Genomic DNA, 23,653 nt, shown 5'->3' on the forward strand with positions numbered 1-23,653 from the left:
CCGCGGGCCATGCGTCCCCGGCGCGCCCGTCCCTAGGGGCGGCGCCGGTACTCGCGTGCGCTCTTGGGGTGGCGGGAACAGTTCCACACGCCGTGGGGGCAGTAGTCGGCGAGCGACTCGTACAGGGGGCGCTGGGCGCGGAACCAGTCGAGCATGCCTTTGACGTACGCGGGGTCGTCGCCGTTGCGGAACAGGCCCCACTCCGGGTAGGAGACGCGCTTGTGGTGCCGTCGGGCGAAGGTGACCTGGTGGCGCAGGCCGTACGGTTCGTCGACCTGGCGGCTGAAGGAGGTGCCGCGCGGCTGGTCGTAGGCGTCCATGCCGATGACGTCGACGTAGGCGTCCCCGGGGTAGCAGCGGGTCCAGGCGATGGCGTCGCGGCCCCGGCTGGGGGCGAAGTCGAAGCGGAAGCGCTGGCCGGGGACGGCGCGCATGGCCCTGACGATGCGGCGCCAGTAGGCCTGCCACTGGGTGGGGGCGGGGTGGCAGCGGTGGGTGTAGGTGATCCCGTTCATCTCCCAGCCGAGCACCAGCACGCTGTCCCCGAGCCGTTGGCGTACGAGGCGCTGGGCGAGGACCCGGAAGTGGGTGTCGTAGCGTCCGCGCGCGCCGGCCTTGAGGAGCTCGGCGACCCGCCGGTCGGGGAGCCGGGCCTCGCTGCGGTCGAGCATCGGCACGTTCAGGACGAGGACCCGGCCGGGGCTCCCGGTGCGCCAGGCCGCCCAGGGGCGCAGGAACGCCTCGGGGCCCTCGATGCTGACCCAGTCGTCCCCGGGGAGGTACGTGCGCCCCGCACGAAGCGTCCCGTGCCCGCGCCACGACTCGAAGTGCCGCAGGCGGGTGATGCCTTCCTGCTCCGAGCCGAGGAACACGCCGTGCAGCGTCGTGGCGGCGGCCCGCGGCGGCTTGGCGTCGGCTCCCCCGTCGGCCGTCGGCACGGCCCCCGAACCCAGCACCAGCGCACCCACCAGCAACGGGACCAGGCCGCCGCGCACCCGCCGCACCACCGGCACTCCTCAGGGCTTGTGTCCGTCCCGGTCTGACCGATGATCAGCGTATGGGGGCGCGGGCACCCGCGCACGCGCCCGCGCGGGCCACGCCAGTGCGGGTCAGCGCCGCTCCGCCGCCGAGAGGACGCGCCGCAGCCAGCGGGTCCGGGCCGCGCGGGCGTCCCGGCTGAGGGCGGCATCGGGGGCGACGGTGTCGAAGCCGTGGAAGGCGCCGGGCCACACGTGGAGTTCGGCCTGGCCGCCGGACCGCCAGATCGCGTCGGCGTAGGCCACGCCCTCGTCCCGGAACGTCTCGGCGGAGCCGACCTCGACGTACGCCGGCGGCAGTCCGGACAGGTCGGTCGCCCGCGCGGGCGCCGCGTGGGGCGGCAGGTCCGCGGTGCCGTACCGGTCGCCGAGCAGGGCCTGCCACGCGGTGGCGTTGGAGCTCCGGTCCCAGGTGTCGACGCCCGCCATCTGGTGGCTGGAGAAGGTGTCGCCGCGGTCGTCGAGCATCGGGCTGAGGAGGAGCTGCCCGATCGGGGCGGGTCCGCCGCGATCGCGGGTGAGCAGGGCGAGCGCGGCGGCGAGTCCGCCACCGGCGCTCTTGCCGCCGATGACGATGCGGTCCGGGTCGACGCCGAGGGCGGCGGCGTTCCCGGCCGCCCAGACGAGCCCCGCGTAGCAGTCCTCCAACGGTCCCGGGTACCGCGTGCGCGGTGCCAGGCGGTACTCGACCGAGATCACGGCCAGCCCCAGGGTGACCGCCCACGTGCGGAGCAACTGCGGGACGACGGACCAGGCGTTGCCCATGATCATGCCGCCGCCGTGCAGGTAGTACAGCAGCGGCAGCGGGCCCTCGGTGCCGGCCGGGCGGGCGCTCACCAGGGTGACCTCCGGGCCGCCCGGCCCGCCCGGCACCCGCAGCTCCGCCACCTCGAAGCGCCCGTCGGCCCGGAGCCGCTCGACGGTCGGCCGGGGCCGCGCCGCCGCGTCCAGCTCCTGCCGGGCCACGAGGTTCTCCGGCGTGTACGGTTCCCGCGCCACCTCCCCCAAGGCGCCCAGCGCCGCCCCGAGTTCGGGGTCGAACGGGGGCGGTGACGCCGGTACGGGGCGGGGGGTGCCGGTCATGGGGGCAGTATCGCGGGGCGTCTCCCCGCGGCGCACCCGGGGGCGGGATCCCGGTCGCCGACCGCGTAGGGTGGCGGGCGGCGCGGCGTGACCCTCAGGAGCAGTAGTGACCGCTGTGAGCCTTGAGCACGCGACCGTCCCCGCCGACGCCGGTGAGGTGACGCTGCTGATAGCCCGGCGGGTCGAACCCGGCTACGAGGCCGCGTTCGAGGAGTGGGCGAGGGGCATCCTCGACAGCGCCGCCGCGTTCCCCGGGCATCTCGGCTACGGGCTGTTCCGTTCGTCCGGCGGCGACGCCCCGTGGTTCCTCGTCCACCGGTTCCGGGACGCGGAGGCCTGCCGGGTGTGGCAGGAGTCGCCGGAACGGGCGGCGTGGTTCGCCCACTGCGAGGGACACCACCACACCGAGATCGCGCGTCGCAAGCTCACCGGCATGGAGACCTGGTTCGCCAAGCCGGGCTCGACGCGTCCGGCGCCGCCCCGGTGGAAGATGGCGATCAGCGCGACCCTCGCGATCTACCCGGTCTCCCTGCTCGGCGCCTACTTCCTCGTCCCCCGGCTCGCCGGGCTGCCCCTGCCGCTGAGCACCGTCCTGACCGCCTGCGTCTTCAACGTCCTGATGACGTACGTGACGATGCCGACGGTCAGCCGCCTGCTGCGCGGGTGGCTCGGCGGATAGCCGCGCCGGTTCGGTCAGGACCGCTCGGCCGCGGGCGCCTCGCCGGCCGTCGGCGAGGTGGGTACCGTCGGCGATGCGGGGGCCGTCGGCGCCTCACCGGCTGTGGACGCCGCGCCGGCCGTGGGCCCCTCGGGGGCCGTGGACGCCCCGGGGGCCGTCGGCGCCCCGGGTGGCATGGGCGCCGTGGGTTCCCGGGGTTCCACGGCCTCCTGCCCGCCCGTGGTGGTCCTCAGCGTCAGGGCCGCCGCCGTCCCCGCCAGGATGCCCCAGAGCAGGGCGGCCGGGACGCCGTTGCCGAGATTGCCGGAGATGTACAGGAGTCCGTACCGCATGCCGGTCGCGTCCAGGGCGATGCGCAGCACCTGGCTCGCCAGGAGCCCGAGCACGGTCGCGCTCACGGCGCCCGCCGCCATCGCCGGGACGGTGACGCGGGTGAGCAGTCCGGGGAGCAGCCGCAGCGCCGCCCACACGAGGGCGAGCACCAGCAGGTCGACGGCGCGGTGGAGGAGCCAGTCGCCGAGCGCCGTGCCGGCCGGGGCCGACCAGGCGCCGAGCAGCAGCCACTGGCGCAGGAGCTCGCCTGGTTCGTCGAGCAGTCCGCCGGGCGACGGGACCGTCTGGAGGGCGGCGGCGACCTTCTCGTACGAGAGGACCACCAGCGACAGCGCGATCACGGCCGTCCCGAGGGTGGCGGCCCTGCGGGCGGCGTGAGCGGGGACGGGCGTGCGCGGCAGCGGTCCGGCGCCCTTGGCGGCGGTCCGCGCGACGAGCACCGTCACCGCCGCCACGACGAGCCCGGTCACCACGAGCAGCTGGCGGCCGGCGGCCAGGCCGCTCGCGAGCTGCGGCAGGAAGCGGTAGCTGCCGCGGCCGTTCGCAGCGATCAGCCACGGCGTGGAGACGCCGACGGCGAGGGTTCCGGCCACGATGCCCCAGGCCCAGAGCGCGAGCAGCGTGGCGGGCAGTCGGCCGTGCACCGGCGGCAGCCGGCGGATCAGGAGCAGCGCCCCGGGGACGAAGAAGGCGAACAGCGCGCAGAACCGGATCTGCTGGCCGGTGGTGTAGAGCGAGAGGTAGCGGCCGCTGTCGGTGACGGCCGCGCCGCCGGTCCCGCCGGGCGTCTCGGCACCGAGGGGGAGCGCGGTCGGCGGGTCGTACGCCCAAGGGCCGAGCCAGCGTTCGAGTTCGGCGGCCGTCCGCGCGCCGAGCACGCTGCCGCTGCCCGGCAGGTGGAGCGCGTCCGCGGTGGCTCCCGCCCACCACAGCAGGGCCGTGAGCAGGAGGCCCCCGAGCAGCGCCGGTATCACCGCACGCCGGTATGTCATGTGCTGTCCCCCGTCGTCGGCGCGCATCGCGCGATGCGCCTGGTCCGTGGAGGGTACGGGGTGCCGGTGGCCGGGATCGCCGGGTGTCGGGGCGGGGGCCGCCCGGCGCATGCGGGATGTACCGGATTGCTAATCTGGGAAGTTCGCGAGGTCGTCATCTCGACGTCAGGGCGCGAGGAGGGAGCCACGGCGATGAGGGCGCGAGGGACACGGTGCACGGCTCGGGCGCGACGGAGGTGGCGGGGGTGAGCGCGCCGCTGTACCAACTCAAGGCCGAGTTCTTCAAGACGCTGGGGCACCCGGTGCGGATCCGCGTGCTGGAGCTGCTCAGTGAGCGCGAGCACGCGGTCGCCGAGCTGCTGCCCGAGGTCGGCGTGGAGCCCGCGCACCTCTCGCAGCAGCTCGCGGTGCTGCGCCGGGCCAATCTGGTGGTCGCCCGGCGCGAGGGGGCCACCGTGCGCTACTCGCTCGTGGACCCGGAGATCGCGGACCTGCTCGCCGTCGCCCGCTCGATCCTCTCCGGAGTGCTGGCCGGTCAGGCCGAACTCCTCGCCGATCTGCGGGCCACGCCCACGCGTCCGCGCGACTGACACAGCCCGCCGGAGCCCCCGTACACGCTTGCGGGGAGACGCGCGGCCACACTATCTTGCATTGCATGGTTCCTGGCGACGCAAAGAACGAGGCGGGAGGCAGGGTTCCCGGCAGGCTCCGCGGCCACGCCGCGAAGGCTTCGTCGGCTTCGTCGGCTTCGTCGGCTTCGTCGACACGGAACCGCGCGAGTCCCCGAGCGGGCCGCCGCGCCGCCGCCCCACGCTGACCACCGTGGGCCGCGCGGCCCTCGCCGAGTTCACCCGGGCATGGCCGTCGTCCCGGGACGCCGCCGACCGTTTTCTCAACGACCCACAGGGGGAATCCTCATGAACGCCATCGACCACCCGCTGGTGACCGCCTACCTCGACGCCGTCGCGCGCGAGACCGCCGCACTCCCCGCCGAGCGCCGGGCCGAGCTGCTCGCCGACCTCCGCGAGCACGTCGAGGTCAGCGGCGCCGAGACGGACGTCCAGGTCCGTCGCGTCCTGGACGGCCTGGGCGATCCCCGCGCCGTCGCCGCCGCCGCGCTGGCCGAGGAGCCGGCCGCCGCGCCGGCCGCCCGCCCCGGCCGGACCCGCCTCACGGTGGTGCTGCTCGCGCTGGCCGGACTGCTGGTGCTGCTCAACGCGTTCGCCGGGGCGGCGGCCATGCTCGTCGGCCTGGCCCTGCTGTGGGGATCCCCCCAGTGGACCAACCGCCAGAAGGCGATCGGGACGCTCACCTGCGCGATCGTGCCGTTCGTGGTGGTCCTCGCCGCCCTGTCGCTGGCCGGCTCCAGGCTCGGGCCGATCGAGATCCTGGTGATCGCGGGGCTCTCGCTGGTCGTACCGGTCGCCGGAGCCAGGACGCTGAGCCGGGCGGCACGGCGCTGAACCGGGCAGCACGACGCTGATCCGTACGGCACGGCGCTGATCCGTACGGCGTCGACCGCTACGGCGCCGGGCCGACCGGGCCCACGGCCGGCAGAGGTTGGCGCGCTCGTGCGCCCCCCGTCAGACCGCGACGATGCAGAACGGGTGCCCGGCCGGGTCGGTCAGAACCCGCCACCTGCCCTCGTCCGGCTGGCGCTCCGGCCTTCCCGCGCCCAGCTCCAGTAGGCGTGCCTCGGCCTCCTCCAGGTCGGCGACGTCGAAGCAGAGGTGGAGCTGCTGGGGGACGATCTGGTCGGGCCAGGTCGGGGCGCGGTAGGCGTCGACCCGCTGGAAGCCGAGCAGCGGGCCGCCCTCCGCGAGGAGGCTCGCGAACTCGGCGTCCGACTTCGGGTGCGGTTCGAGCCCGGTGACCTCCCGGTAGAAGGCCGCCAGGGCCTGCGGGTCCGGGCAGTCGAGGGTGATCGCGCTCAGCTTCATGAGCGGGGGCATGGCGTCTCCTGGACGGTCGGCGGTGGTGCGTTCGCCCACCCTAGAAGCGGGTCGAGGACGCGGCCCTCACGGGTGGACGACCAGGTCGGCGGTGTTCGCGCTCGCGCGGGAGGGGCCGCCGCCACGCCCCCGCGCGTTCAGGGCCTGAACGTACAAGTCCGCTTGCGGGGCTTCTCCTTGGGTTCCGGCCGGGTCCCGGTGTGAAGTCCTGACCCCGGGGCCCAAGAGGAGGCTCCTGGGCCTGGCGTCGGATTTCGGAAGGCCGGGGGCGATTTGCCGCCATCGCACCACGAAAGGGAGTTTCGGCGGTACTGTGTTCTCAGGCCCGGCCCCGTACCTCCCCCGTGTACGAGGCCGGGCCCTTCTCGTGCCCGGGGCCCCACTGTTCCGCCGCGCCGACCCGCCGCACCGGTCGACCGAGCGGCCGCCGTCCGGCCGCCGCCCCGGACGGACGCCGAATGGACGACCCCCTTCCGGTGGATTGGCCGAACTGTGCGTAGACCAGATAGGTGCCTGAGGCATGTAGTGGAGACGGCAACCCACGTCAGAGCCACCGATTCGCCCTTGCGAGGCCCCCCATGACGGAAGCCGTTGCGTTCCCCCAGGACCGAACCTGCCCTTACCACCCGCCGACCGCCTACGAGCCGCTGCGCGAGGAGCGCCCGCTGTCGCGGGTGACGCTCTGGGACGGGCGCTCGGTGTGGGCCGTCACCGGACACGCGACCGCCCGCACGCTGCTCTCCGACCCGCGCCTCTCCACCGACTCCACCCGCCCCGACTTCCCCCTGCCGACCGAGCGGGCCGCGTCTCTGCGCAGGTCACGGCGGGCCGCGCTGCTCGGCTGGGACGACCCCGAGCACAACACCCAGCGCCGCATGCTGATTCCCGGTTTCACGCTCAAGCGCGCCGAACGGATGCGCCCGCGCATCCAGTCGACCGTGGACGGGCTCCTCGACGCGATGGAGGCGGCCGGCCCGCCGGCCGAGCTGGTGAGCGCGTTCGCGCTGCCCGTGCCGTCGATCGTGATCTGCGACCTGCTGGGCGTGCCGTACGAGGACCACGACTTCTTCGAGACGCAGTCCCGGCGGCTGCTGCGCGGCCCGACGGGCGCGGACACCGAGGACGCGCTCGCCCAACTGGAGGGCTACCTCGGCGATCTGGTCGACCGGAAACGGGACAAGCCCGGCGAGGGTGTGCTCGACGACCTGGTGGCCCGACAGCTCCAGGACGGCGGACCGGACCGCGAGGAACTGGTCCAGCTGGCCACGATCCTGCTGGTCGCGGGGCACGAGACCACCGCGAACATGATCTCGCTCGGTACCTTCACCCTGCTGCGCCACCCCGAGCGGCTGGCCGAGCTCCAGGCCGACCCCGGGCTGGTGCCGACGGCCGTGGAGGAGCTGCTGCGGTTCCTGTCGATCGCCGACGGGCTGCTGCGGGTCGCGCGCGAGGACGTGGAGATCGACGGCACGGTCATCCGCGCGGGCGAGGGGGTGGTGTTCTCGACCTCCGTCATCAACCGGGACGCCACCGCCTACGCCGACGCCGACGCCCTGGACTGGGCCCGCCCGGCCCGCCACCACCTGGCCTTCGGCTTCGGCATCCACCAGTGCCTGGGGCAGAACCTCGCCCGCGCGGAGATGGAGATCGCGCTCGGGACCCTGCTGCGGCGCCTGCCGGGGCTGCGGCTGGCGGTGCCCGCGGAGGAGATCCCGTTCAAGCCGGGCGACACGATCCAGGGCATGCTCGAACTCCCCGTCACATGGTGAAAGGACCCACACGGATGCGCATCTCGATCGACGGGGACATCTGCATCGGCGCCGGACAGTGCGCCCTGACCTCCCCGGACCACTTCACCCAGGACGACGACGGCTTCGGCACCGTCGCCCCGGACCGCGCGGACGACGCCGAGGGACCCCTGGTCCGCGAGGCCGCCCGCGCGTGCCCCGTACAGGCGATCACGATCGAGGAGTAGGGCCGGGGCCGGACCTCGGAGCCCGTGGTGGGGGTGCCGGTCGCAGCCGTGCGTCGACGGCTGCTGCCGGCACTACCCGAGGGGCGCGTCCGCGGCGGGCCAGTGCCTGCGGTCGGGAATCACCCTGCGCAGGATCCACAGGACGGCGCGCAGCTTCCGGTCGTCGGGGGCGCGGATCTCGGCGATGAGAGCGGCGGTGCTCGTGCTGATGGAACGTGACGCGTCCTCGGTCGACGCCGGGTCCATGAGCCTGTCGCAGTTGAACCAGGCCAAGCCGCGGGCGACCCGGATCCCGTAGTTGGTCAGCAGCTCGTCGCTCCGGGTGAACAGGTTGTCCAGCGAGCTGAGCCCTCGGATGTACCTGGCCGAAAGGTCGTCCTGGACCTCGTCGACGCACGACGCCAGCACGTCGTTCATGCGCTGGAAGTCCGCGATGTGGCTGCGGTCGCCCGTGATCGCCGCCATGTGCCGCAACGCCCCCGGCAGGTCGTACGACATGTGCGCCATCATCGAGAAGAGCACGTCCTCCAGCAGGTAGGAGCGCCGGACGCTCGAAGCGGCGTAGACGTCTCGCCATGGCGGAGGGACGGAGTCCGGCAGGTCGCGGGGCTTGGCGTCGGCCGCGGCGCGACCGGATCGTCCCGCCAGCCACGCGTCGGTGCTGTCCATCGCGCTGAAGTAGGCCGACGCGAGCGTCTCGCACAGCTCGGCGACCCACGGCGGGTCGTCGAACGCGGGGGTGCCCGTGTCCAAGGCCGTGGCGAGCGTCTTCGTGAGGCGGTAGTAGGTGTAGGCGAACGCGGCCCGGCGATCGTGGGCGGCGTCGTACTGCCTGACCCGGTCGGCGAGCAGTCCGGCGACCATGTCGACCTTCTCGGCGGGGAGCACGGGCTCGGCGGCCATCGGGGGTGTGTTCCTGCCGCCCGCTAGACCGGCGCGCCGACTCGGCGGGTTTCCTCGGTCGCCCTGCCCCAGTCGCACAGCAGTTCCGCGAAGAGGCTCTGCCGGTCCGCCGCCACCTGGTAGTTCGCGACCCAAGGGGCTCCGAGCAACGGCATCTGATAGGTGGCGGCCATCCCTTCGTCGCGAACCTCCGCGGAGTAGTCGAAGGTCCGCGTGAGCAGGCCCGGCACGGGGCCGAGCCTCTCGTTCCCGTGCACGACGACCCCCGTCCCGTTGCGGTCCAGTACGTACCGCTCCTTCAGGAGGTACAGGGTCGCGCCGAACTTGGAGATCCTGACCACGTTGTCGGCCACGCCGAACTCGCCCTCGTCCGGCTTCGGCACGATCGTCGACGACTGGCGCGGCGCGCCGGTGAGCCGCTCGACGGTGTGCATGGCGGTCGCGAGCAGCTTGTACGTCAGCCCGATGCGGCTGCGCATGAGACCGCGCCAGGAGGTGACGCGGAAGGTGGCCTTTCCGTGCCAGGTGCCGGTCCCGATGTCGAAGTAGTAGACGTGGTTGGGCGCGTTCGTGCGGTGTCGAGGGATGCCCTCGGGCTCCATTGTCACGATGAGTAGCATATCACTACGCCGTGTAATCGGCGGGCTCGGCCTGGCGTGCGCCGACCGATCCTCGCCCGGGCGCCACCTGTCCATCGAGGCGCACGGCGGGCACTTCTTTGGACGCCGCGTCACGGGTGGCGGCGCCGCGGCGCCCGCATGATCGACTCTGTGCGAAACCTGCGGCTTCCGCACCACCGATGCACCGCGGCACCGCGGCACCCGCAAGAGCGAGAGAGTGTGAGTCCATGTCGACCGACATCAAGGTCCGTCCCGTCACCGCCGAGGACTTCGCGCCGTGGCGTGCCCTGTACCGCGGCTACGCCGAGTTCTACCGGGTCGAGCAGACCGACGAGGCCGCCGAGCGGGTCTGGGCGTGGATCCACGACCCCGGGCACGAGGTGAACGCCCTGGTCGCCGAGGACTCCGCCGGACGGCTCGTCGGCCTCGCCCACTACCGGCCCTTCGCGCGCCCGCTGTCGGCGACCACGGGGTGCTTCCTGGACGACCTGTTCGTCGCCCCGGACAGCCGGGGGTCCGGCGCCGCCGACCGGCTCCTGGAGGCGCTGCGCGGGATCGCCGCCGAGCGCGGCTGGAGCGTCGTGCGCTGGATCACCGCCGACGACAACCACCGGGCCCGCGCGAAGTACGACCAGGTGGCGACCCGCACGATGTGGGTCACGTACGACATGACGCCCGGCGCCTGACATCCGGCGCCCGGTGCCCGGCGCGCGGCACCCCGTCCCGGCCCACGCCCTCTCTCAGTCCGCGCGGGCGGCTCAGTCCGCGCGGGCGGCCCTGGGGCGGCGCGCGGCGAGGCCGGTCTCCATGTCCTTCCCGGTCTCCGTGTCCTTCCCGGTCTCCGTGTCCTTCCCGGTCTCCGGCTCGGTTCCGGCCGGGCGCGTCCGGCCGATCAGGGGTGCGACCAGCAGCGGTTGCGCGGCGGCGAGGGCGAGGCACAGGGCCGCCGTGCCGGCCCACAGGACCGTCGCGCCGAAGCGGTCGAGGAGCTGGGTGGCGGTGATCGGGGCGGCGGTCGTGGCGATGCCCCAGCTGATGCCGTACGCGGCGAGGTAGCGGTCCGAGCCGCCGGGCGGGGCCAGCGCGGCCACGACGCCGAACACGCGTCCCAGGACGAGCACTTCACCCAGGCTCCACAGGCCGGTGCCGATCAGGAACGCGGGCAGCGAGTGCGCGAGGGCGTATCCGGCCAGGCCCACCGTCATCAGCGCGTACCCGAGGGCCAGGGCCGCGGTGTCGGGGAGCGCGGCGATCCGGCGCAGCCGCAGGGCGGGCTGGGCGGCGACGACGGTGACGGCCGAGGCCGTGAACAGCAGCCCCGCGTCGGCGGGTTCCAGGCCGCGGCCGGCGAGGGTCAGCGGCAGCCCCATCATGACCTGCATGGCGACGAGCGCGAAGACCGTGCCGCACGAGAACATCGCCCACAGCGCCCGGTCCCGCCAGGGGTGGACCGGCGCGCCGCGGTCTCCGTCGGCGGTGGCGGCGTGTCGGCGCGGGTGGTCGGCGGGCAGGACGAGGCGGAGTGCGAGGGCGCAGGCCAGGCAGGTCACCGCGTCGACGACGAAGAGCCAGCGCAGGTCCCAGCGGCCCACGGCCGCCGCGATCAGGCCGGCGCCGGTCCCGGCGACCGCCAGCGCGGCGTTGAGCAGGCTGAACGCGCGGACCCGGTCGGCGGGGCCGACGGCGTCGGCGATCATCGCCTGGCTGGGGGGCTCGTACAGCTCGAAGGCGAGCCCGAGGAGGATCGCGAAGAACGCGACCTGGAGCAGGGAGTCGGCGGCGGCGATCGCCAGCTGCGCGACGGCGCAGCCGGTGAGGCCGAGCACGATGGTGCGGCGGCGGCCGAGGACTCCCGCGAGTCGGCCGCCGGCCAGCCGCGAAGGGATCGTCGCGAGGCCGAACGCGGCCGAGAGGAGCCCGGCCGTGGTCACGCTCGCGCCGAAGTCGCTGCTGATCAGCACCGTCAGGAACGGCAGGGAGAAGGCTCCCAGCTTGTTGATCGCCCGCGCGATCACCAGTAACCACACGACTCTCGGCATCGCCGGCCCCCCTCGCGTAACCGTCGAATCAAGTAATGTCAGTCACGTATCAGACCATCGAGGGGGTGACTGGTCAAGTGATGTTCGACAGTCACGTGGCGGTGCTGCTGGATCAGGCGGTGGCGCTCGTGAACACGTTGACCGACGGTGAGGCGCACGGCCGCGCCCATCCGGCACCGCGCGGGGCCGACCTTCCGGCGGCGGTCGAGGCGGCGGTGCCGCGCGCCGCCTCCTCGCTCCCGCGCACCATGGACGCGGCCGAGGCGGAGTACCTGGCCGCGGCGGCGGGACGGATGCGCGCGGTCTTCCAGGCCGTGCAGGACGGCGACCTGGACACGGCCGCCACCACGGTGAACGGCCTGCTGCGGCTCAGCGGCGCCCGGCCGCACCTGGACCGGCGCGAGGGCGAGCCCTGGCAGCTGCACTTCCACGGGGCCGACGAGACCTTCGCCGTGGGCAGCACCGCGAGCTGTGCCACGGCGCTCGCGCTGGCGGTGGGCGGCAGCCTCGCCGGCCGGCTCGGCGTCTGCCGGGCCGGCCGCTGCGACCGCGTCTATGTCGACACCTCGCGCAACGCGGCGCGCCAGTTCTGCTCGACCGCCTGCCAGAACCGCACCAAGGCGGCGGCCTTCCGGGCACGCAAGGGCGCGACGGGCTGAGGCGAGGGCGCGGCCGACGGCGCCGGCCGTGCCGTGTCCGGGCCCGGTCCACGGGCCCGGACGGTGTTCCGGGCGGCGTTCCGGGCGGGAGCGCCCGTCAGAACGGGCCGCGGCCCGAGCGGTTGCCGCGCGGCTTGCCGCGGCCGGTGCGACGCCGGCCCCCGGGCGGGGTCGGGGCCTCGCCCCCCGCGGCGCCCGGGGACGAGAAGCCGACGGCCACCGGCGGCGGGCCCGCGGGCGCGGCGGGGGCGGTCCGCGCGGCGCCGGGGCCCGGCTGGGCGGCCACAGTCCTGCCGCCCGCGAGGACGGTGGCGTGCGTGATGTGGGGGGCGCAGGCCTGGCAGATCTCGGAGAGGGTCCAGACCTCGGCCACGATGGGGTTATGGATCAGGACGAGCAGCGTCGTCCCCGTGCAGGTGGCCCGCGCCGTGTGGTGGCGGCAGCCGCTCGCCCCGCAGGCGCAGGCGGCGTTCGGGCGCGGGGCCGCGAGCCGGGCGTGGGCGCGGGCGTGCTCGCGGGCGAAGGCGCGCATACCCGCGATGTCCTTGGACCTCGCGGGCATGCGGCAGCCCTCCGTCGTGCAGGTGACCGTGGCGGAGTGGTCCGCGTTGCCGGTGAGTCGGATGGTCCAGGTTCGGCCTGGGACACGTGATCCGGGAAGCATGCTCAACGCGCGCGTGTCCGTTCGAATGAGAGGGGTGTTGGTCATGGTTTTACCCCGAAGGCGGTGGAGGTTCACATCCGGGGCCGGGTCAAAGGCCCCTGAATGGCCCGGTCGGCCGAGTGCCGGGGAGTCTCGGCGGGGCTCCGGGGCGCTGACGGCCTCGTCCACCGGACCCGTACGTCTCACCCGGTCCGGCGTCCCCAAACCCGAAACGCGCGGTATTCCCACACCTTGAGCAGGGCCGGAACGGGCAGCACAGAGCCGTTATCCAGCCGTTATAAACGGGCAGTTCGGGTCTCTTTGAGAGTATTTCACGGGGTGTCCGGCGCGGATTCCGGCCCCCGGGACCCGTCGCGCGGCTATCACGCCCCCCGGCCCCGCACAAGCCCTCAGGTCGAGGCAGTTCGCTGATCGACTCGGTAGCTTCGGCGCCCATGACCACTGCCCACGCGACATCCCCGATCAAGGACCTCACCATCGGACGTGCCGAGGTCGCGGACGGTGCCGAGCTCTGGCGCATCGCCCGCGGCTCGGGGGATCTCGACCTCAACTCGCCCTACAGCTACCTCCTGTGGTGCCGGGACTTCGCCGACACCACCGCCGTCGCCCGTGACGCGTCCGGGCGGCCGGTCGGCTTCGTCACCGGATACCTGCGGCCGGAGGCACCGCGCACCCTCTTCGTCTGGCAGGTCGCCGTCGAGGATTCGCACCGCGGAACCGGGGTAGCCGGAGCACTGCTCGACGCCCTGTCCGCCCGCGTGGCGGCGGAACACGGGCTGAGCCTGGTCGAGGCGACCGTCACTCCGGGGAACGTGGCCTCCGACCGGCTCTTCCGTTCGTACGCGCGTCGCCACGGCGCGGTCGTGACCCGAGAGGTGCTGTTCCCGCCCGCCGCCTTTCCGCCCGCCGACGCCTCCCACGAACCCGAGGTGCTCTACCGCATCGCCCCGCCGGCGCGCTGACGCCCGGGGCACGCGCGCCGTGACGCCCGGACGCCTGGACGCCCTGACGCCGCACGGCCTGCCCGCGCACACCCGCCGCCGCACCCGCCGCCGTACCCGCTCCGCTCCACCCATCTACGGGAGAACCGTGACCACCCTCACCGACATCGCCGCCCCGTCCGTCTTCGAGACCGTCGAATCCGAGGTACGCAGCTACTGCCGCGCCTGGCCCGTGGTCTTCGAGCGGGCCCAGGGGAGCCGGTTGTACGACGAACACGGGCGGCCCTTCCTGGACTTCTTCGCCGGGGCCGGCTCGCTGAACTACGGCCACAACAACCCGGTCCTCAAGCGGGCGCTCCTCGACTACCTCGCCGCCGACGGGGTGACCCACTCCCTCGACATGGCGACGACCGCCAAACGCGCGTTCCTGGAGACCTTCCGTACGACGGTCCTGGAGCCCCGCGCCCTCCCCTACAAGGTGATGTTCCCCGGGCCCACCGGCACCAACGCCGTGGAGGCCGCCCTGAAGCTGGCCCGGAAGGTCACCGGCCGCGAAGGGGTCGTGTCGTTCACCAACGCCTTCCACGGGATGTCGCTCGGCTCGCTCGCAGTCACCGGCAACGCCGCCAAGCGGGCCGGCGCCGGCGTGCCCCTGCACCACGCCACCCAGATGCCGTTCGACCGCTACCTCGGCGGCCGGATGCCGGACTTCCTCTGGTTCGAGCGGCTCCTGGCGGACCCCGGCTCCGGCCTCGACCACCCGGCGGCGGTGATCGTCGAGACGGTGCAGGGCGAGGGCGGGATCAACGTCGCGCGGGCCGAGTGGCTGCGCAAGCTGGCCGACCTGTGCCGTCGCCGCGACATGCTGCTGATCGTGGACGACATCCAGATGGGCTGCGGACGCACCGGGGAATTCTTCTCCTTCGAGGAGGCCGGCATCACCCCCGACATCGTCACCCTCTCCAAGTCCATCAGCGGCTACGGCCTGCCCATGGCGCTCTGCCTCTTCCGCGACGAACTGGACCTGTGGCAGCCGGGCGAGCACAACGGCACGTTCCGCGGCAACAACCCCGCCTTCGTGACCGCCACCGCCGCCCTCGACGCGTACTGGGGCGACACCGCCCTGCGCGACCGCACCCTCGGCCGGGCCGCTCGCGTCGAGCACGCCCTGCTCGACCTGTGCGGGAACGACGCGCGGACGGCGCTCTCCGCCCGGGGGCGCGGCCTGGTGTGGGGGCTCGAGTTCGCCGACGGGGCGCGCGCCGAGGCCGTGTGCCGGCGGGCCTTCGAACTGGGTCTGCTCCTGGAGACCTCGGGCCCGCACGGCGAGGTGGTGAAACTGCTGCCGCCGCTGACCGCGACCGACGACGAGCTCGACGAGGGCCTCGGCATCCTGGCCCGTTCCGTACGGCACACCGCCGACCGCCGCACCGTCTGACCCCTCCGGCCCCTCCCACTCCCCCTCCCCCCACAGCGAAAGGCGACCGATGATCGTCCGTACCTTCGACGAGCTCGACGGCACCGAGCGGCACGTGAGGGCCGCGTCCGGCACCTGGGAGAGCCGGCGCATCGTCCTCGCCCGCGAGCGCGTCGGGTTCTCCCTCCACGAGACGGTCCTGTACGCGGGGACCGAGACCTCCATGTGGTACGCGAACCATGTCGAGGCCGTGGTCTGCACCGCCGGCGAGGCCGAGCTCACCGACCACGAGACCGGCCGCACGTACACCGTCCTGCCCGGAACGATGTACCTGCTCGACGGCCACGAGCGGCACTCCCTCAAGGTCAAGCGGGACTTCCGCTGCCTCTGCGTCTTCAACCCGCCGGTCACCGGCCGCGAGGACCACGACGAGAACGGCGTCTACCCGCTCCTCACCGAGCCCGGCCAGGACTGAGCCGGGAGGCCGGCCGCACCCCCGTACAGGAGCGCGGCCGGCCCGCACCCCCCGTACCACGGCAGAGAAAGGAAGGCCCCCGCCCTCATGACCTCCGCACCCACCCGTCCCGTCGACCTCTACCCCACCCGCGGCCCCAAGGAGGTGCTGATCGGCCGCAAGGACCCCGTCGTCTGGTCCTCCCCCGGCACCCCCGGCCCCTTCTGGGCGCGCGAGCTTGAGGGCTTCGAGCGCGACGGCTTCGCCACGGTCGACGAACTCGTCGCCCCCGACGAGGTCGTGGAGCTCAGTGCCGAGCTGGACCGGCTCCTCGCCGACCCGGAGGTACGGGAGGACGAGCGGGCCGTCGTCGAACCCCGCTCTCGGGAGATCCGCTCCGTCTTCGAGGTGCACAGGATCAGCCCGGTCTTCGCCCGGCTGGCCGCCGACCCGCGGGTCGTGGGGCGCGCCCGGCAGATCCTCGGCTCCGACGTGTACGTGCACCAGTCGCGGGTCAACGTCAAGCCGGGCTTCGGCGCCAGCGGCTTCTACTGGCACTCCGACTTCGAGACCTGGCACGCCGAGGACGGCCTGCCGCGGATGCGGACCGTGTCGGTCTCGATCGCGCTCACCCCGAACCACACCACCAACGGCAGCCTCATGATCATGCCGGGCTCGCACCGGACCTTCCTGGGCTGCGCGGGCGAGACGCCCCGCGACAACTACAAGCAGTCGCTGCGGATGCAGGACGCCGGGACGCCGTCCCACGCGTCCCTCACCACCTTCGCCGACGCCTGCGGCATCCGGCACTTCACGGGCCGGGCGGGATCGGCGACCTGGTTCGACTGCAACGCGCTGCACGGCTCGGGCGACAACATCACCCCGTACCCGCGCAGCAACGTGTTCCTGGTGTTCAACAGCGTCGAGAACGCGCCGGAGGCCCCGTTCGCCGCTCCGGTCCGGCGGCCCTCCTTCGTCGCCGCGCGGGAGTTCACCCCCGTCGGCTGACCCACCGCACCAGCGCGCCCCCACCCTCCCCCACCGAAGTAGAGGACGGTCATGCCCAGTCCCGCACCGCTCGACCGCCGCGGCTTTCTCACCAGATCCGTCCGGCTCGGCGCCGCACTCTCCGTGGCGTCCGGCCTCGCCGTGACGGGCTGCAGCCGCACCCAGGCCGGGACGGGGGCGCCGGAGGACGACGGCGAGCTCCTGGCCCGGCTCCGCGAACGGGGCTTCGTCCGGGTGGGGTTCGCCGGCGAGGCACCGTACGGGTTCCGGGACGGCGACGAGCTCGCCGGCGAGGCCCCGACGCTGCACCGGGAGATCTTCAAGGCCCTGGGCGTCCCGGAACTCCGGCCGACGCTCACGGAGTTCGGCACCCTGATACCCGGGCTGCTCGCCGACCGGTTCGACGTGGTCAGCGCCGGCATGTCGATCACGCCCGAGCGCTGCGCCAAGGTGATCTTCTCGGAGCCCGAGTTCGTCTCCCCCACCGCGCTGATGGTCCGTAAGGGCAACCCCGAGGGACTGACGGACTTCGCGTCCTGCGCGGCGAAGGGCGCCACGCTGGGTGTGCTCTCCGCCGCGGTGGAGGCCGCCTACGCCAAGGCGGCGGGCGTGTCCGACGGGGCGGTGAAGAGCCTGGCCAAACAGCAGGACGGACTGGACGCGCTGCTCGCGGACCGGATCGACGCCTTCGCGCTCACCGGCATCTCGCTGCGCTGGCTCGCCCGGACCAACCGGCGTGCCGCCGTGGAGGTGGCCGCCCCGTTCTTCCCGGAGATCGACGGAGTGCGCCAGTTCAGCGCGGGCGGCGCCGTGTTCCGGCCGGGGGCGGACGGGCTGCGGGACGCCTTCGACCGCGAGCTCGCGAAGATCACCGGCGCCCCGGACCGCTATGTGGGGCTCATCGGCCGCTACGGCTTCACCGAACGCGAGGTCCCGCCCCGTTCCCTGCGCACCGCCGACCTGTGCGCGGCGTGAGCGGGTGGCCGGCATGACCGCGTTCCCGGCCCGGCCCGCCACCGGCCTCGGCGCACCGCAGGCCGTGGAGCTCCCCGGGGGCTTCGCCGCGGACTTCCTCCCCGCGGTCCGGGAGGCGCTGCCCCGGCTCGGCGAGGGGCTCCTCGTCACCGTGGAGGCCACGGTGCTGGGCGCGGCGCTCGCCCTCGTCCTGGCCTACGCGCTCGGGCTGCTGTCGCGCTCCGCCCGGTGGCCGGTACGGGGCGGGGCGCGGGTCGTCGTCGAGTTCTTCCGCGGCACCTCGCTGTACGTGCAGCTGTTCTGGCTGTTCTTCGCGCTGCCCATCCTCGGCTTCCGCCTGGAGCCCCTGGCCTGCGCCGTCCTCGCGCTCGGGCTCAACTACGGCGCGTACGGGGCCGAGGTGGTGCGCGGGGCGATCGCGGCGGTGCCCCGCGCGCAGAGCGAGGCGGCCGTGGCGCTGGGCATGGGGCCGGGGCTGCGGCTGCGCCGTGTGGTCCTGCCGCAGGCGCACGCCCTGATGGTCGCCCCGTTCAAGAACCTGCTGGTCCAGCTGCTCAAGGCGACGCCGCTGCTCTCGCTGGTCACGGTGCCGGACCTCACCTTCGAGATCGACCAGCTGCGGTCCGCGACGGGCGACACTGCGGCGGCGTACGTCCTGCTCCTGGTGGTGTACGGGGCCCTGGCGATGGTCCTGAGCCTGCTGATGAACGCGCTGGAGCGGGCCGCGAAGGCCCGGCTCGGGCAGGGCGGGGGTGCCTGATGTGGGACGGGGAAGCGGCGTGGGCCGCACTGCCCGCCGTACTGAGGGGCTTCGGCGTCACGCTGGCCGCGACCGTGCTCGGATTCGCCGTGGCCGCGGCGCTCGGGCTGGTCCTCGCCCTGGTCCAGCGCGCCGGCCCCCGGTGGCTGGCCCTGCCGGTGAGCGCGGCCGCCGCGTTCGTGCGCTCGACACCGCTCCTGGTGCAGCTGTTCGCGGCGTGGGTCCTGGTGCCCGCCCTGGACGCGCTCGCGCTGGGCGTCCTGGTCCTGGGCGTCCACTACGCGACGTATCTCTCCGAGGTGTACCGGACGGGCATCGACGCCGTGCCGAGGAGCCAGTGGGAGGCGTGCACGGCGCTCTCGCTGCCGCGCCGGCGGGTGTGGCGCGCGGTCGTGCTGCCGCAGGCGGTGCGCAACGTGCTGCCGCCGCTGGGCAACTACGCCGTCTCCATGTTCAAGGAGACACCGCTGCTGTCGGTGATCACGGTGCACGAGATGGTGCACGAGGCGAACACCTTCGGCAGCACCCACTTCGCCTATCTGGAGAGCCTCACCCTGGCCGCCGCGGTGTTCCTGCTCGCGAGCTGGCCGACGTCCCTGCTGGTACGCCGACTGGAGGCACGCCTTGCCCGCTGAGACATCCGTCCCCGACGCGGTCCGCTTCGACCGGGTGACGAAACGGTACGGGGAGAACACCGTGCTCGACGGCCTCGACCTGACCGTCGGGCGCGGCGAACGCGTGACGCTGATCGGGCCGAGCGGTTCGGGCAAGACGACGATCCTGCGGCTGCTCATGACGCTGGAGCGGGTGACCGAGGGGGTCATCCACGTGGACGGCGAGCCCTACTCGCACATGCCGGGCGGGGCGGACGGCCGGCTGGTGCCCGCGAGCGAGCGGAGGCTGACAGCGCGTCGGCGCGGCATCGGCATGGTGTTCCAGCAGTTCAACCTCTTCCCCCACATGACCGTGCTGGAGAACGTCGTCGAGGCGCCCGTGCACGTGCTGGGCGAGAGCCGAGAGGAGGCGGAGGCGCGGGCCGGGGAACTGCTCGGCATGGTCGGGCTCGCCGACCGGGCCGGCGAACGGCCCACCCGTCTCTCCGGCGGTCAGCAGCAGCGGGTGGCCATCGCCCGCGCGCTCGCGATGCGGCCCGGGATCCTGCTGCTCGACGAGGTGACCTCGGCGCTCGACCCCGAACTGGTGGCGGAAGTGCTCGACGTGCTGCGGGACATCGCGCACGGCAGCGACATCACCCTGCTGTGCGTGACGCACGAGATGGGGTTCGCGCGGGACGTGTCGGACCGGATCCTGATGTTCGACCGCGGGCGGATCGTGGAGTCGGGCCGGGCCGACGAACTGCTCGACGCGCCCGCGCACGACCGGACCCGGGCCTTCCTCCGCACGGTGCGGTGACGCCCCGCGGGGACGGGGACCGCCCTCCGAGGCCCGATGCGCGCCGGGCCCCGGAGGGCGGTCCCCGTCCCCGGGCAGCGGTTCGGGTCCCGGTGGAGGCGCTCAGACCCGGTGGAAGCGCTCAGGCCCGGCCCGCGTGCTCACACCTCGCCGGCGTGCTCACACCTCGCCGGAGGTGTCGACGAGCATGCCCGCGCGCAGTCGCTTCAGGGCCCGGGCCAGCAGCCGGGAGACGTGCATCTGGGAGACGCCGACCCGCTTCCCGATCTCGGCCTGGGTCAGCTCCTCCACGAACCGCAGGTGCAGCAGGAGCCGTTCGCGCTCGTCGAGGAGGTCCATGAGCGGGCCGAGCGTGTGGAAGTCCTCGAAGAGTTCCAGGGCCGGGTCCTCCTCGCCGAGGAAGTCGGCGAGGGAGGTGTCCGCGTCCGCGTCGTCACCGTCGAAGACGGCGTCGAGGGAGGCGGAGTTGTATCCGTTCGCCGCGATCTGCGCCTCGATCACCTCCTCCTCCGACAGCTCCATCGCCTCCGCGAGCTCCGAGACGCGCGGCGACCGGCCGAGCCGCGAGCCGAGCTCCTCGTTCGCCTTGGCGAGTTCGACCCGCGCCTCCTGGAGCCGGCGCGGGACGTGCACCGCCCAGGTGGTGTCACGGAAGAAGCGCTTGATCTCGCCGACGATGTACGGCACGGCGAAGGTCGCGAACTCCACCTCGCGCGTCAGGTCGAAACGGTCGATCGCCTTGATCAGACCGATGGTCCCGACCTGGACGATGTCCTCCATCTCGTCGCCGCGGGCCCTGAACCGTCCGGCGGCGTACCGGACCAGGGAGGCGTTCATCTCGATCAGGGTGTTGCGGGCGTACTGGTGCCCCGCCGTGCCCTCCTCCCGCACGGCCAGCTCCCGGAGGAACACCTTCGACAGGGCACGAGCGTCCTGGGGCGCGACCTCGTGCGGGGTCTCCACCAGGGGCAGCTCGCTCGCCTCGCTCCCCACGTACGTCGTCGTCACCTTGGCCACCTCGGTGCGCACGGGGACAACCTCCTGTTGCTCGCGGATCGTTCGCCTGCTGGTACCTGTTTCGGGGTGCGCCTACCCGGACTTCGCGCGGGCACGCGTACGACTTCCGGACCGGACTCGGGCATCTCCCGCGGTTCTCCGGGCAGGAGGAATCGGGACGGAAGCCCACCATGAGGGAAGAACCGACGAGGAGAAGGGGGCTCGTGATGAAGGTTCACGACGCCGTTTCCGTGACCGGGCGTCAGGACACCCCGTGGGACTGTGGGGACCCCGTACGGACACCCGCCCAGGCACGCCGGCTCGTACGCCGGGCGCTCGGGGTGCCGGGCCCCGCCACGCTCCCGGGCCCGGGCGCCGATCCGCTGCTCGACGACCTCCTGCTGGTCGTCTCCGAACTCGTGACGAACGCCCAGCGGCACGCGGGCGGCGTCACCGGCTTCGCGCTCGACGTCGGCCCCGACGGCGCGACCGTCGGCGTCAGCGACGCCAGTCGGCAGGCGCCTCGGTGCGTCCCCGGCGGCGGCCTGCGGACCGGCGGGTTCGGCTGGCCCATCGTGCTGCGCCTCTGCCGCGAGGTGACGGTGGACGTCCGGCCGGACGGCAAGACGGTGACAGCGGTGGTGCCGGTCACCGACCGCCGGGGGTGACGCTCCCGTGCGCGGGCACGCGCCCGCTTCGCGCGCGCCCGTAGTGCTCCCGTGCGCTGCTCGGCTCGGGGTGCGTGCCGTTGAGGCGGGTCGCGCTCCCTGACCATGCTGGAGCGCATGACGAAGCATCAGCGGTGGGGCAGGGCGGCCGTCGTCGGCGGGAGTTACGCGGGGCTGGTGACCGCACGGGTCCTGGCGGACTTCTTCGACGAGGTCGTCCTGCTCGAACGGGATCCGGTCGACGGGGACACCGGCAGCCATCCGGGGGCGCCGCAGGGGTACCACGCGCACGCGATGCTGGCCAAGGGCGGCGAGGTCCTGGAGAAGCTGTTCCCGGGGCTGCGCGAGGAACTGCGCGAGGCGGGCGCGCCGGTCTTCGACTACGGCGAGGGCATCGACTTCCTGCTCCCCGCCGGCACCGCGCCGCGGACCCGCACGGGCGTCGAGATCCAGACCTTCACCCGGGACGGTCTGGAGCGGCGGCTGCGCCGCAGGGTGCTCGACCTGCCGCAGGTGAGACTGATGGCCGGGACCGCGTGCACGGGGCTGCTGCGCGACGGGCGCGGCCGGGTGAGCGGGGTGTCGTACCGCCGGGGCGGGCCCGGGGACACGGGCGAGACCGCCGAACTGGCGGCGGATCTGGTGGTCGACGCCTCGGGCCGGTCCAGCGCCCTGGAGAAGTGGCTGGGCGACCTGGGGGTGACGGTGCCCGAGATGCGTACGGTGAAGGCGAAGGTCACGTACACCTCGATGGTCTTCGACCGGCCCGAGGAGGGGCATCCGGACTACTTCGTGGCCTACGAGATGCTGTTCGCGCCGCGGGTCGCGCGCGCCGGTGTGCTGCTGGCCGTGGAGGGCGGCCGGTGGACGTGCTCGCTGTTCGGGTTCCAGCAGCAGCCGCCGACCGACGACGCCGGGTACCTGGAGTTCGCCCACACCCTGGACAATCCGCATCTGGCGGAGCAGATCACCCGGCGCAGCGCCCAGGAGCCCACGTACCGCTACACCAACGTCGACAACCGCTGGCGGCCGTACCACCTGGTCAAGGAGTGGCCCGACCGGCTGCTCGCGGTGGGCGACGCGGTGTGCGTGTTCAACCCGGTGTACGGGCAGGGGCTGACCGTGGCCGCGATGGAGGCCGACCTGCTGGGCCGGCTGCTGGCCCGTCGGCGCGCCTCGGGCCGGACCCTCGACGGTGCCGCGCGCGACTTCCAGCGCCGGGTGGGCAAGCTGCTCCTGACCCCCTGGACGCTGTCGACCAACTCGGACCTGATGTGGAACCCCCGGCGGCAGCCGACGGGCGCCCGGTTCGCGCACTGGTACAACAGCCGGCTGTTCCGGGTGGCGGTCCGGGACGCGGACGTGTGGTCGCGTTTCGTACGGGTGGTCAACATGACCGCGTCGCCGGCGGTGCTGTTCCATCCGATCGTGGCGGCGAAGGTACTCGCCGCGGCGTTCACGGCGCCGCCGGCCGATCGCTGACGGCCCCGCTCACTCCCGGGGCGCGGCGAGCCCGCCGAGGTAGGCGTCCAGCAGCTCGACCTGGTGCTCGGGGGTGAACTCGGCCGGGGAGAAGAGCGCCTGCACCACCAGACCGAGGGCGAAGGACTGGGCGCCCGAGGCGATGCTGCCCGGGTCGCCGGGCGGCAGTTCGCCGCGTTCCTGGGCCGCGGCGACGCGCTCGGCCAGGCGGACCCGGCTGCGGCCGTACTTCCCGGCGTAGTCCTCGGTGAGGGCCGGGTCGGCGAGGGCGGTGTCCCAGGAGGAGACCCAGATCCGGTTGCTCGCGGTGGCCTCGGCGGTCAGCGGCAGGATGTCGAGCAGAGCGCTCCGCAAGGCGGACAGCCCCTGCCCGGAGGCGCGCCGGGGCCGGGCGGCGGTCCGCTCGTCCAGGAGGTCGAGGGCGTGCACGACCAGGTCCCGCTTGGCCGGGAAGTAGTGGGTGAGCAGCCCCGTGGTGGCGCCGAGCTCGGCGGCGACGGCGCGCAGGGTGAGGCCGCTGAACCCGTGCGCGGCGAGGACGCGCCAGACGGCCTCCGAGACGTCGCGGCGGCGGGCTTCGTGGTCCCCCTTGGTGCGTGGCAT

General features: G+C 73.6%; 27 protein-coding genes. 17 read left to right on the top strand and 10 right to left on the bottom strand.

The genetic code is table 11. The annotated features are described in order from the left end of the window. Positions 1-32: 32 nt before the first annotated feature. Positions 33-1,007 (bottom strand): glycosyl hydrolase, encoded by a 975-nt coding sequence (locus tag AB0Q96_RS18050; RefSeq protein WP_365326476.1) that lies wholly within the window; start codon positions 1,005-1,007, stop codon positions 33-35. A gap of 102 nt (positions 1,008-1,109) precedes the next feature. Continuing rightward, positions 1,110-2,120: an alpha/beta hydrolase gene (locus AB0Q96_RS18055; RefSeq protein ID WP_365326478.1), complete on the bottom strand. Its 1,011-nt coding sequence runs from the start codon at positions 2,118-2,120 to the stop codon at positions 1,110-1,112. A 106-nt stretch (positions 2,121-2,226) separates the two neighbouring features. Here AB0Q96_RS18055 and AB0Q96_RS18060 point away from each other — a divergent pair, with 106 nt between their 5' ends. Beyond that, positions 2,227-2,799: an antibiotic biosynthesis monooxygenase gene (locus AB0Q96_RS18060; protein ID WP_365326480.1), complete on the top strand. Its 573-nt coding sequence runs from the start codon at positions 2,227-2,229 to the stop codon at positions 2,797-2,799. Between the two features lie 14 nt (positions 2,800-2,813). Here the strand turns inward: AB0Q96_RS18060 and AB0Q96_RS18065 are convergent, their stop codons facing one another. Next, positions 2,814-4,124, bottom strand: coding sequence for a hypothetical protein (locus tag AB0Q96_RS18065; RefSeq protein WP_365326482.1), 1,311 nt, complete (start codon positions 4,122-4,124; stop codon positions 2,814-2,816). 245 nt (positions 4,125-4,369) lie between these two features. On the opposite strand from AB0Q96_RS18065, the gene AB0Q96_RS18070 reads away from it, so the two are divergent. Together AB0Q96_RS18070 and AB0Q96_RS18075 are read left to right on the top strand one after the other, a co-directional pair. Continuing rightward, complete coding sequence (locus tag AB0Q96_RS18070; RefSeq protein WP_365326484.1) at positions 4,370-4,714, top strand: metalloregulator ArsR/SmtB family transcription factor; 345 nt, start codon at positions 4,370-4,372, stop codon at positions 4,712-4,714. Positions 4,715-5,041: 327 nt separating this feature from the next. Continuing rightward, positions 5,042-5,587: a hypothetical protein gene (locus tag AB0Q96_RS18075; RefSeq protein WP_365326486.1), complete on the top strand. Its 546-nt coding sequence runs from the start codon at positions 5,042-5,044 to the stop codon at positions 5,585-5,587. Between the two features lie 120 nt (positions 5,588-5,707). On the opposite strand, the gene AB0Q96_RS18080 is transcribed toward AB0Q96_RS18075, so the two are convergent. Beyond that, the gene (locus tag AB0Q96_RS18080; RefSeq protein ID WP_365326488.1) at positions 5,708-6,076 is read right to left on the bottom strand and encodes a VOC family protein; all 369 of its coding nucleotides are present in this window, start codon (positions 6,074-6,076) and stop codon (positions 5,708-5,710) included. A gap of 578 nt (positions 6,077-6,654) precedes the next feature. Between AB0Q96_RS18080 and AB0Q96_RS18085 the strand changes: the two genes are divergently transcribed. Together AB0Q96_RS18085 and AB0Q96_RS18090 are read left to right on the top strand one after the other, a co-directional pair. Then, entirely contained in the window at positions 6,655-7,845 is a 1,191-nt protein-coding gene (locus AB0Q96_RS18085; RefSeq protein WP_365326490.1) for a cytochrome P450, read from the top strand. Between the two features lie 14 nt (positions 7,846-7,859). Continuing rightward, positions 7,860-8,051, top strand: a complete 192-nt coding sequence (locus AB0Q96_RS18090; protein ID WP_365326492.1) for a ferredoxin — start codon at positions 7,860-7,862, stop codon at positions 8,049-8,051. Positions 8,052-8,123: 72 nt separating this feature from the next. On the opposite strand, the gene AB0Q96_RS18095 is transcribed toward AB0Q96_RS18090, so the two are convergent. Next, entirely contained in the window at positions 8,124-8,954 is an 831-nt protein-coding gene (locus tag AB0Q96_RS18095; RefSeq protein ID WP_365326494.1) for a DUF5995 family protein, read from the bottom strand. Positions 8,955-8,977: 23 nt separating this feature from the next. Further along, positions 8,978-9,562, bottom strand: coding sequence for a hypothetical protein (locus tag AB0Q96_RS18100; protein WP_365326496.1), 585 nt, complete (start codon positions 9,560-9,562; stop codon positions 8,978-8,980). Positions 9,563-9,801: 239 nt separating this feature from the next. Between AB0Q96_RS18100 and AB0Q96_RS18105 the strand changes: the two genes are divergently transcribed. Then, positions 9,802-10,260, top strand: a complete 459-nt coding sequence (locus tag AB0Q96_RS18105; protein ID WP_365326498.1) for a GNAT family N-acetyltransferase — start codon at positions 9,802-9,804, stop codon at positions 10,258-10,260. Between the two features lie 72 nt (positions 10,261-10,332). Here the strand turns inward: AB0Q96_RS18105 and AB0Q96_RS18110 are convergent, their stop codons facing one another. Further along, a complete protein-coding gene (locus tag AB0Q96_RS18110) occupies positions 10,333-11,613 on the bottom strand; it encodes an MFS transporter (protein ID WP_365326500.1) in 1,281 nt (426 codons plus the stop codon). Between the two features lie 65 nt (positions 11,614-11,678). Here AB0Q96_RS18110 and AB0Q96_RS18115 point away from each other — a divergent pair, with 65 nt between their 5' ends. Then, a complete protein-coding gene (locus AB0Q96_RS18115; protein WP_365326501.1) occupies positions 11,679-12,272 on the top strand; it encodes a CGNR zinc finger domain-containing protein in 594 nt (197 codons plus the stop codon). A 97-nt stretch (positions 12,273-12,369) separates the two neighbouring features. Here AB0Q96_RS18115 and AB0Q96_RS18120 read toward each other — a convergent pair whose 3' ends face one another. Continuing rightward, entirely contained in the window at positions 12,370-12,834 is a 465-nt protein-coding gene (locus AB0Q96_RS18120; RefSeq protein WP_365326502.1) for a hypothetical protein, read from the bottom strand. Between the two features lie 536 nt (positions 12,835-13,370). On the opposite strand from AB0Q96_RS18120, the gene ectA reads away from it, so the two are divergent. From ectA to ehuA, 8 genes are all read left to right on the top strand, one after another. Next, the gene (ectA, locus tag AB0Q96_RS18125) at positions 13,371-13,898 is read left to right on the top strand and encodes a diaminobutyrate acetyltransferase (protein WP_365326504.1); all 528 of its coding nucleotides are present in this window, start codon (positions 13,371-13,373) and stop codon (positions 13,896-13,898) included. 127 nt (positions 13,899-14,025) lie between these two features. Beyond that, positions 14,026-15,315: a diaminobutyrate--2-oxoglutarate transaminase gene (ectB, locus tag AB0Q96_RS18130; protein WP_365326698.1), complete on the top strand. Its 1,290-nt coding sequence runs from the start codon at positions 14,026-14,028 to the stop codon at positions 15,313-15,315. A 49-nt stretch (positions 15,316-15,364) separates the two neighbouring features. After that, complete coding sequence (locus AB0Q96_RS18135) at positions 15,365-15,769, top strand: ectoine synthase (RefSeq protein WP_365326506.1); 405 nt, start codon at positions 15,365-15,367, stop codon at positions 15,767-15,769. Positions 15,770-15,856: 87 nt separating this feature from the next. Continuing rightward, entirely contained in the window at positions 15,857-16,756 is a 900-nt protein-coding gene (gene thpD, locus AB0Q96_RS18140) for an ectoine hydroxylase (RefSeq protein ID WP_365326508.1), read from the top strand. 51 nt (positions 16,757-16,807) lie between these two features. Further along, a complete protein-coding gene (gene ehuB, locus AB0Q96_RS18145) occupies positions 16,808-17,731 on the top strand; it encodes an ectoine/hydroxyectoine ABC transporter substrate-binding protein EhuB (protein WP_365326510.1) in 924 nt (307 codons plus the stop codon). 13 nt (positions 17,732-17,744) lie between these two features. Further along, on the top strand, positions 17,745-18,491 hold the full coding sequence (gene ehuC, locus AB0Q96_RS18150) for an ectoine/hydroxyectoine ABC transporter permease subunit EhuC (protein ID WP_365326512.1): 747 nt from the start codon (positions 17,745-17,747) through the stop codon (positions 18,489-18,491). After that, the gene (ehuD, locus tag AB0Q96_RS18155) at positions 18,491-19,126 is read left to right on the top strand and encodes an ectoine/hydroxyectoine ABC transporter permease subunit EhuD (RefSeq protein WP_365326514.1); all 636 of its coding nucleotides are present in this window, start codon (positions 18,491-18,493) and stop codon (positions 19,124-19,126) included. Before ehuC ends, ehuD begins: the two co-directional genes overlap by 1 nt. Continuing rightward, positions 19,116-19,904, top strand: coding sequence for an ectoine/hydroxyectoine ABC transporter ATP-binding protein EhuA (gene ehuA / locus AB0Q96_RS18160; RefSeq protein WP_365326516.1), 789 nt, complete (start codon positions 19,116-19,118; stop codon positions 19,902-19,904). The genes ehuD and ehuA overlap by 11 nt, the downstream gene beginning before the upstream one ends. Positions 19,905-20,063: 159 nt before the next feature. Here ehuA and AB0Q96_RS18165 read toward each other — a convergent pair whose 3' ends face one another. Next, positions 20,064-20,933 (bottom strand): SigB/SigF/SigG family RNA polymerase sigma factor, encoded by an 870-nt coding sequence (locus tag AB0Q96_RS18165; RefSeq protein ID WP_365326518.1) that lies wholly within the window; start codon positions 20,931-20,933, stop codon positions 20,064-20,066. Positions 20,934-21,127: 194 nt separating this feature from the next. Here AB0Q96_RS18165 and AB0Q96_RS18170 point away from each other — a divergent pair, with 194 nt between their 5' ends. Together AB0Q96_RS18170 and AB0Q96_RS18175 are read left to right on the top strand one after the other, a co-directional pair. Beyond that, the gene (locus AB0Q96_RS18170) at positions 21,128-21,568 is read left to right on the top strand and encodes an ATP-binding protein (RefSeq protein WP_365326519.1); all 441 of its coding nucleotides are present in this window, start codon (positions 21,128-21,130) and stop codon (positions 21,566-21,568) included. Positions 21,569-21,685: 117 nt separating this feature from the next. Further along, positions 21,686-23,050, top strand: a complete 1,365-nt coding sequence (locus tag AB0Q96_RS18175) for an FAD-dependent monooxygenase (RefSeq protein WP_365326520.1) — start codon at positions 21,686-21,688, stop codon at positions 23,048-23,050. A gap of 9 nt (positions 23,051-23,059) precedes the next feature. Here AB0Q96_RS18175 and AB0Q96_RS18180 read toward each other — a convergent pair whose 3' ends face one another. Continuing rightward, positions 23,060-23,653 carry a TetR/AcrR family transcriptional regulator gene (locus AB0Q96_RS18180; RefSeq protein WP_365326522.1) on the bottom strand — a complete coding sequence of 198 codons (594 nt, stop codon included), beginning with the start codon at positions 23,651-23,653 and terminating at the stop codon, positions 23,060-23,062.

It is taken from the genome of Streptomyces sp. NPDC093111 (assembly GCF_040683955.1).
GTDB lineage: Bacteria > Actinomycetota > Actinomycetes > Streptomycetales > Streptomycetaceae > Streptomyces.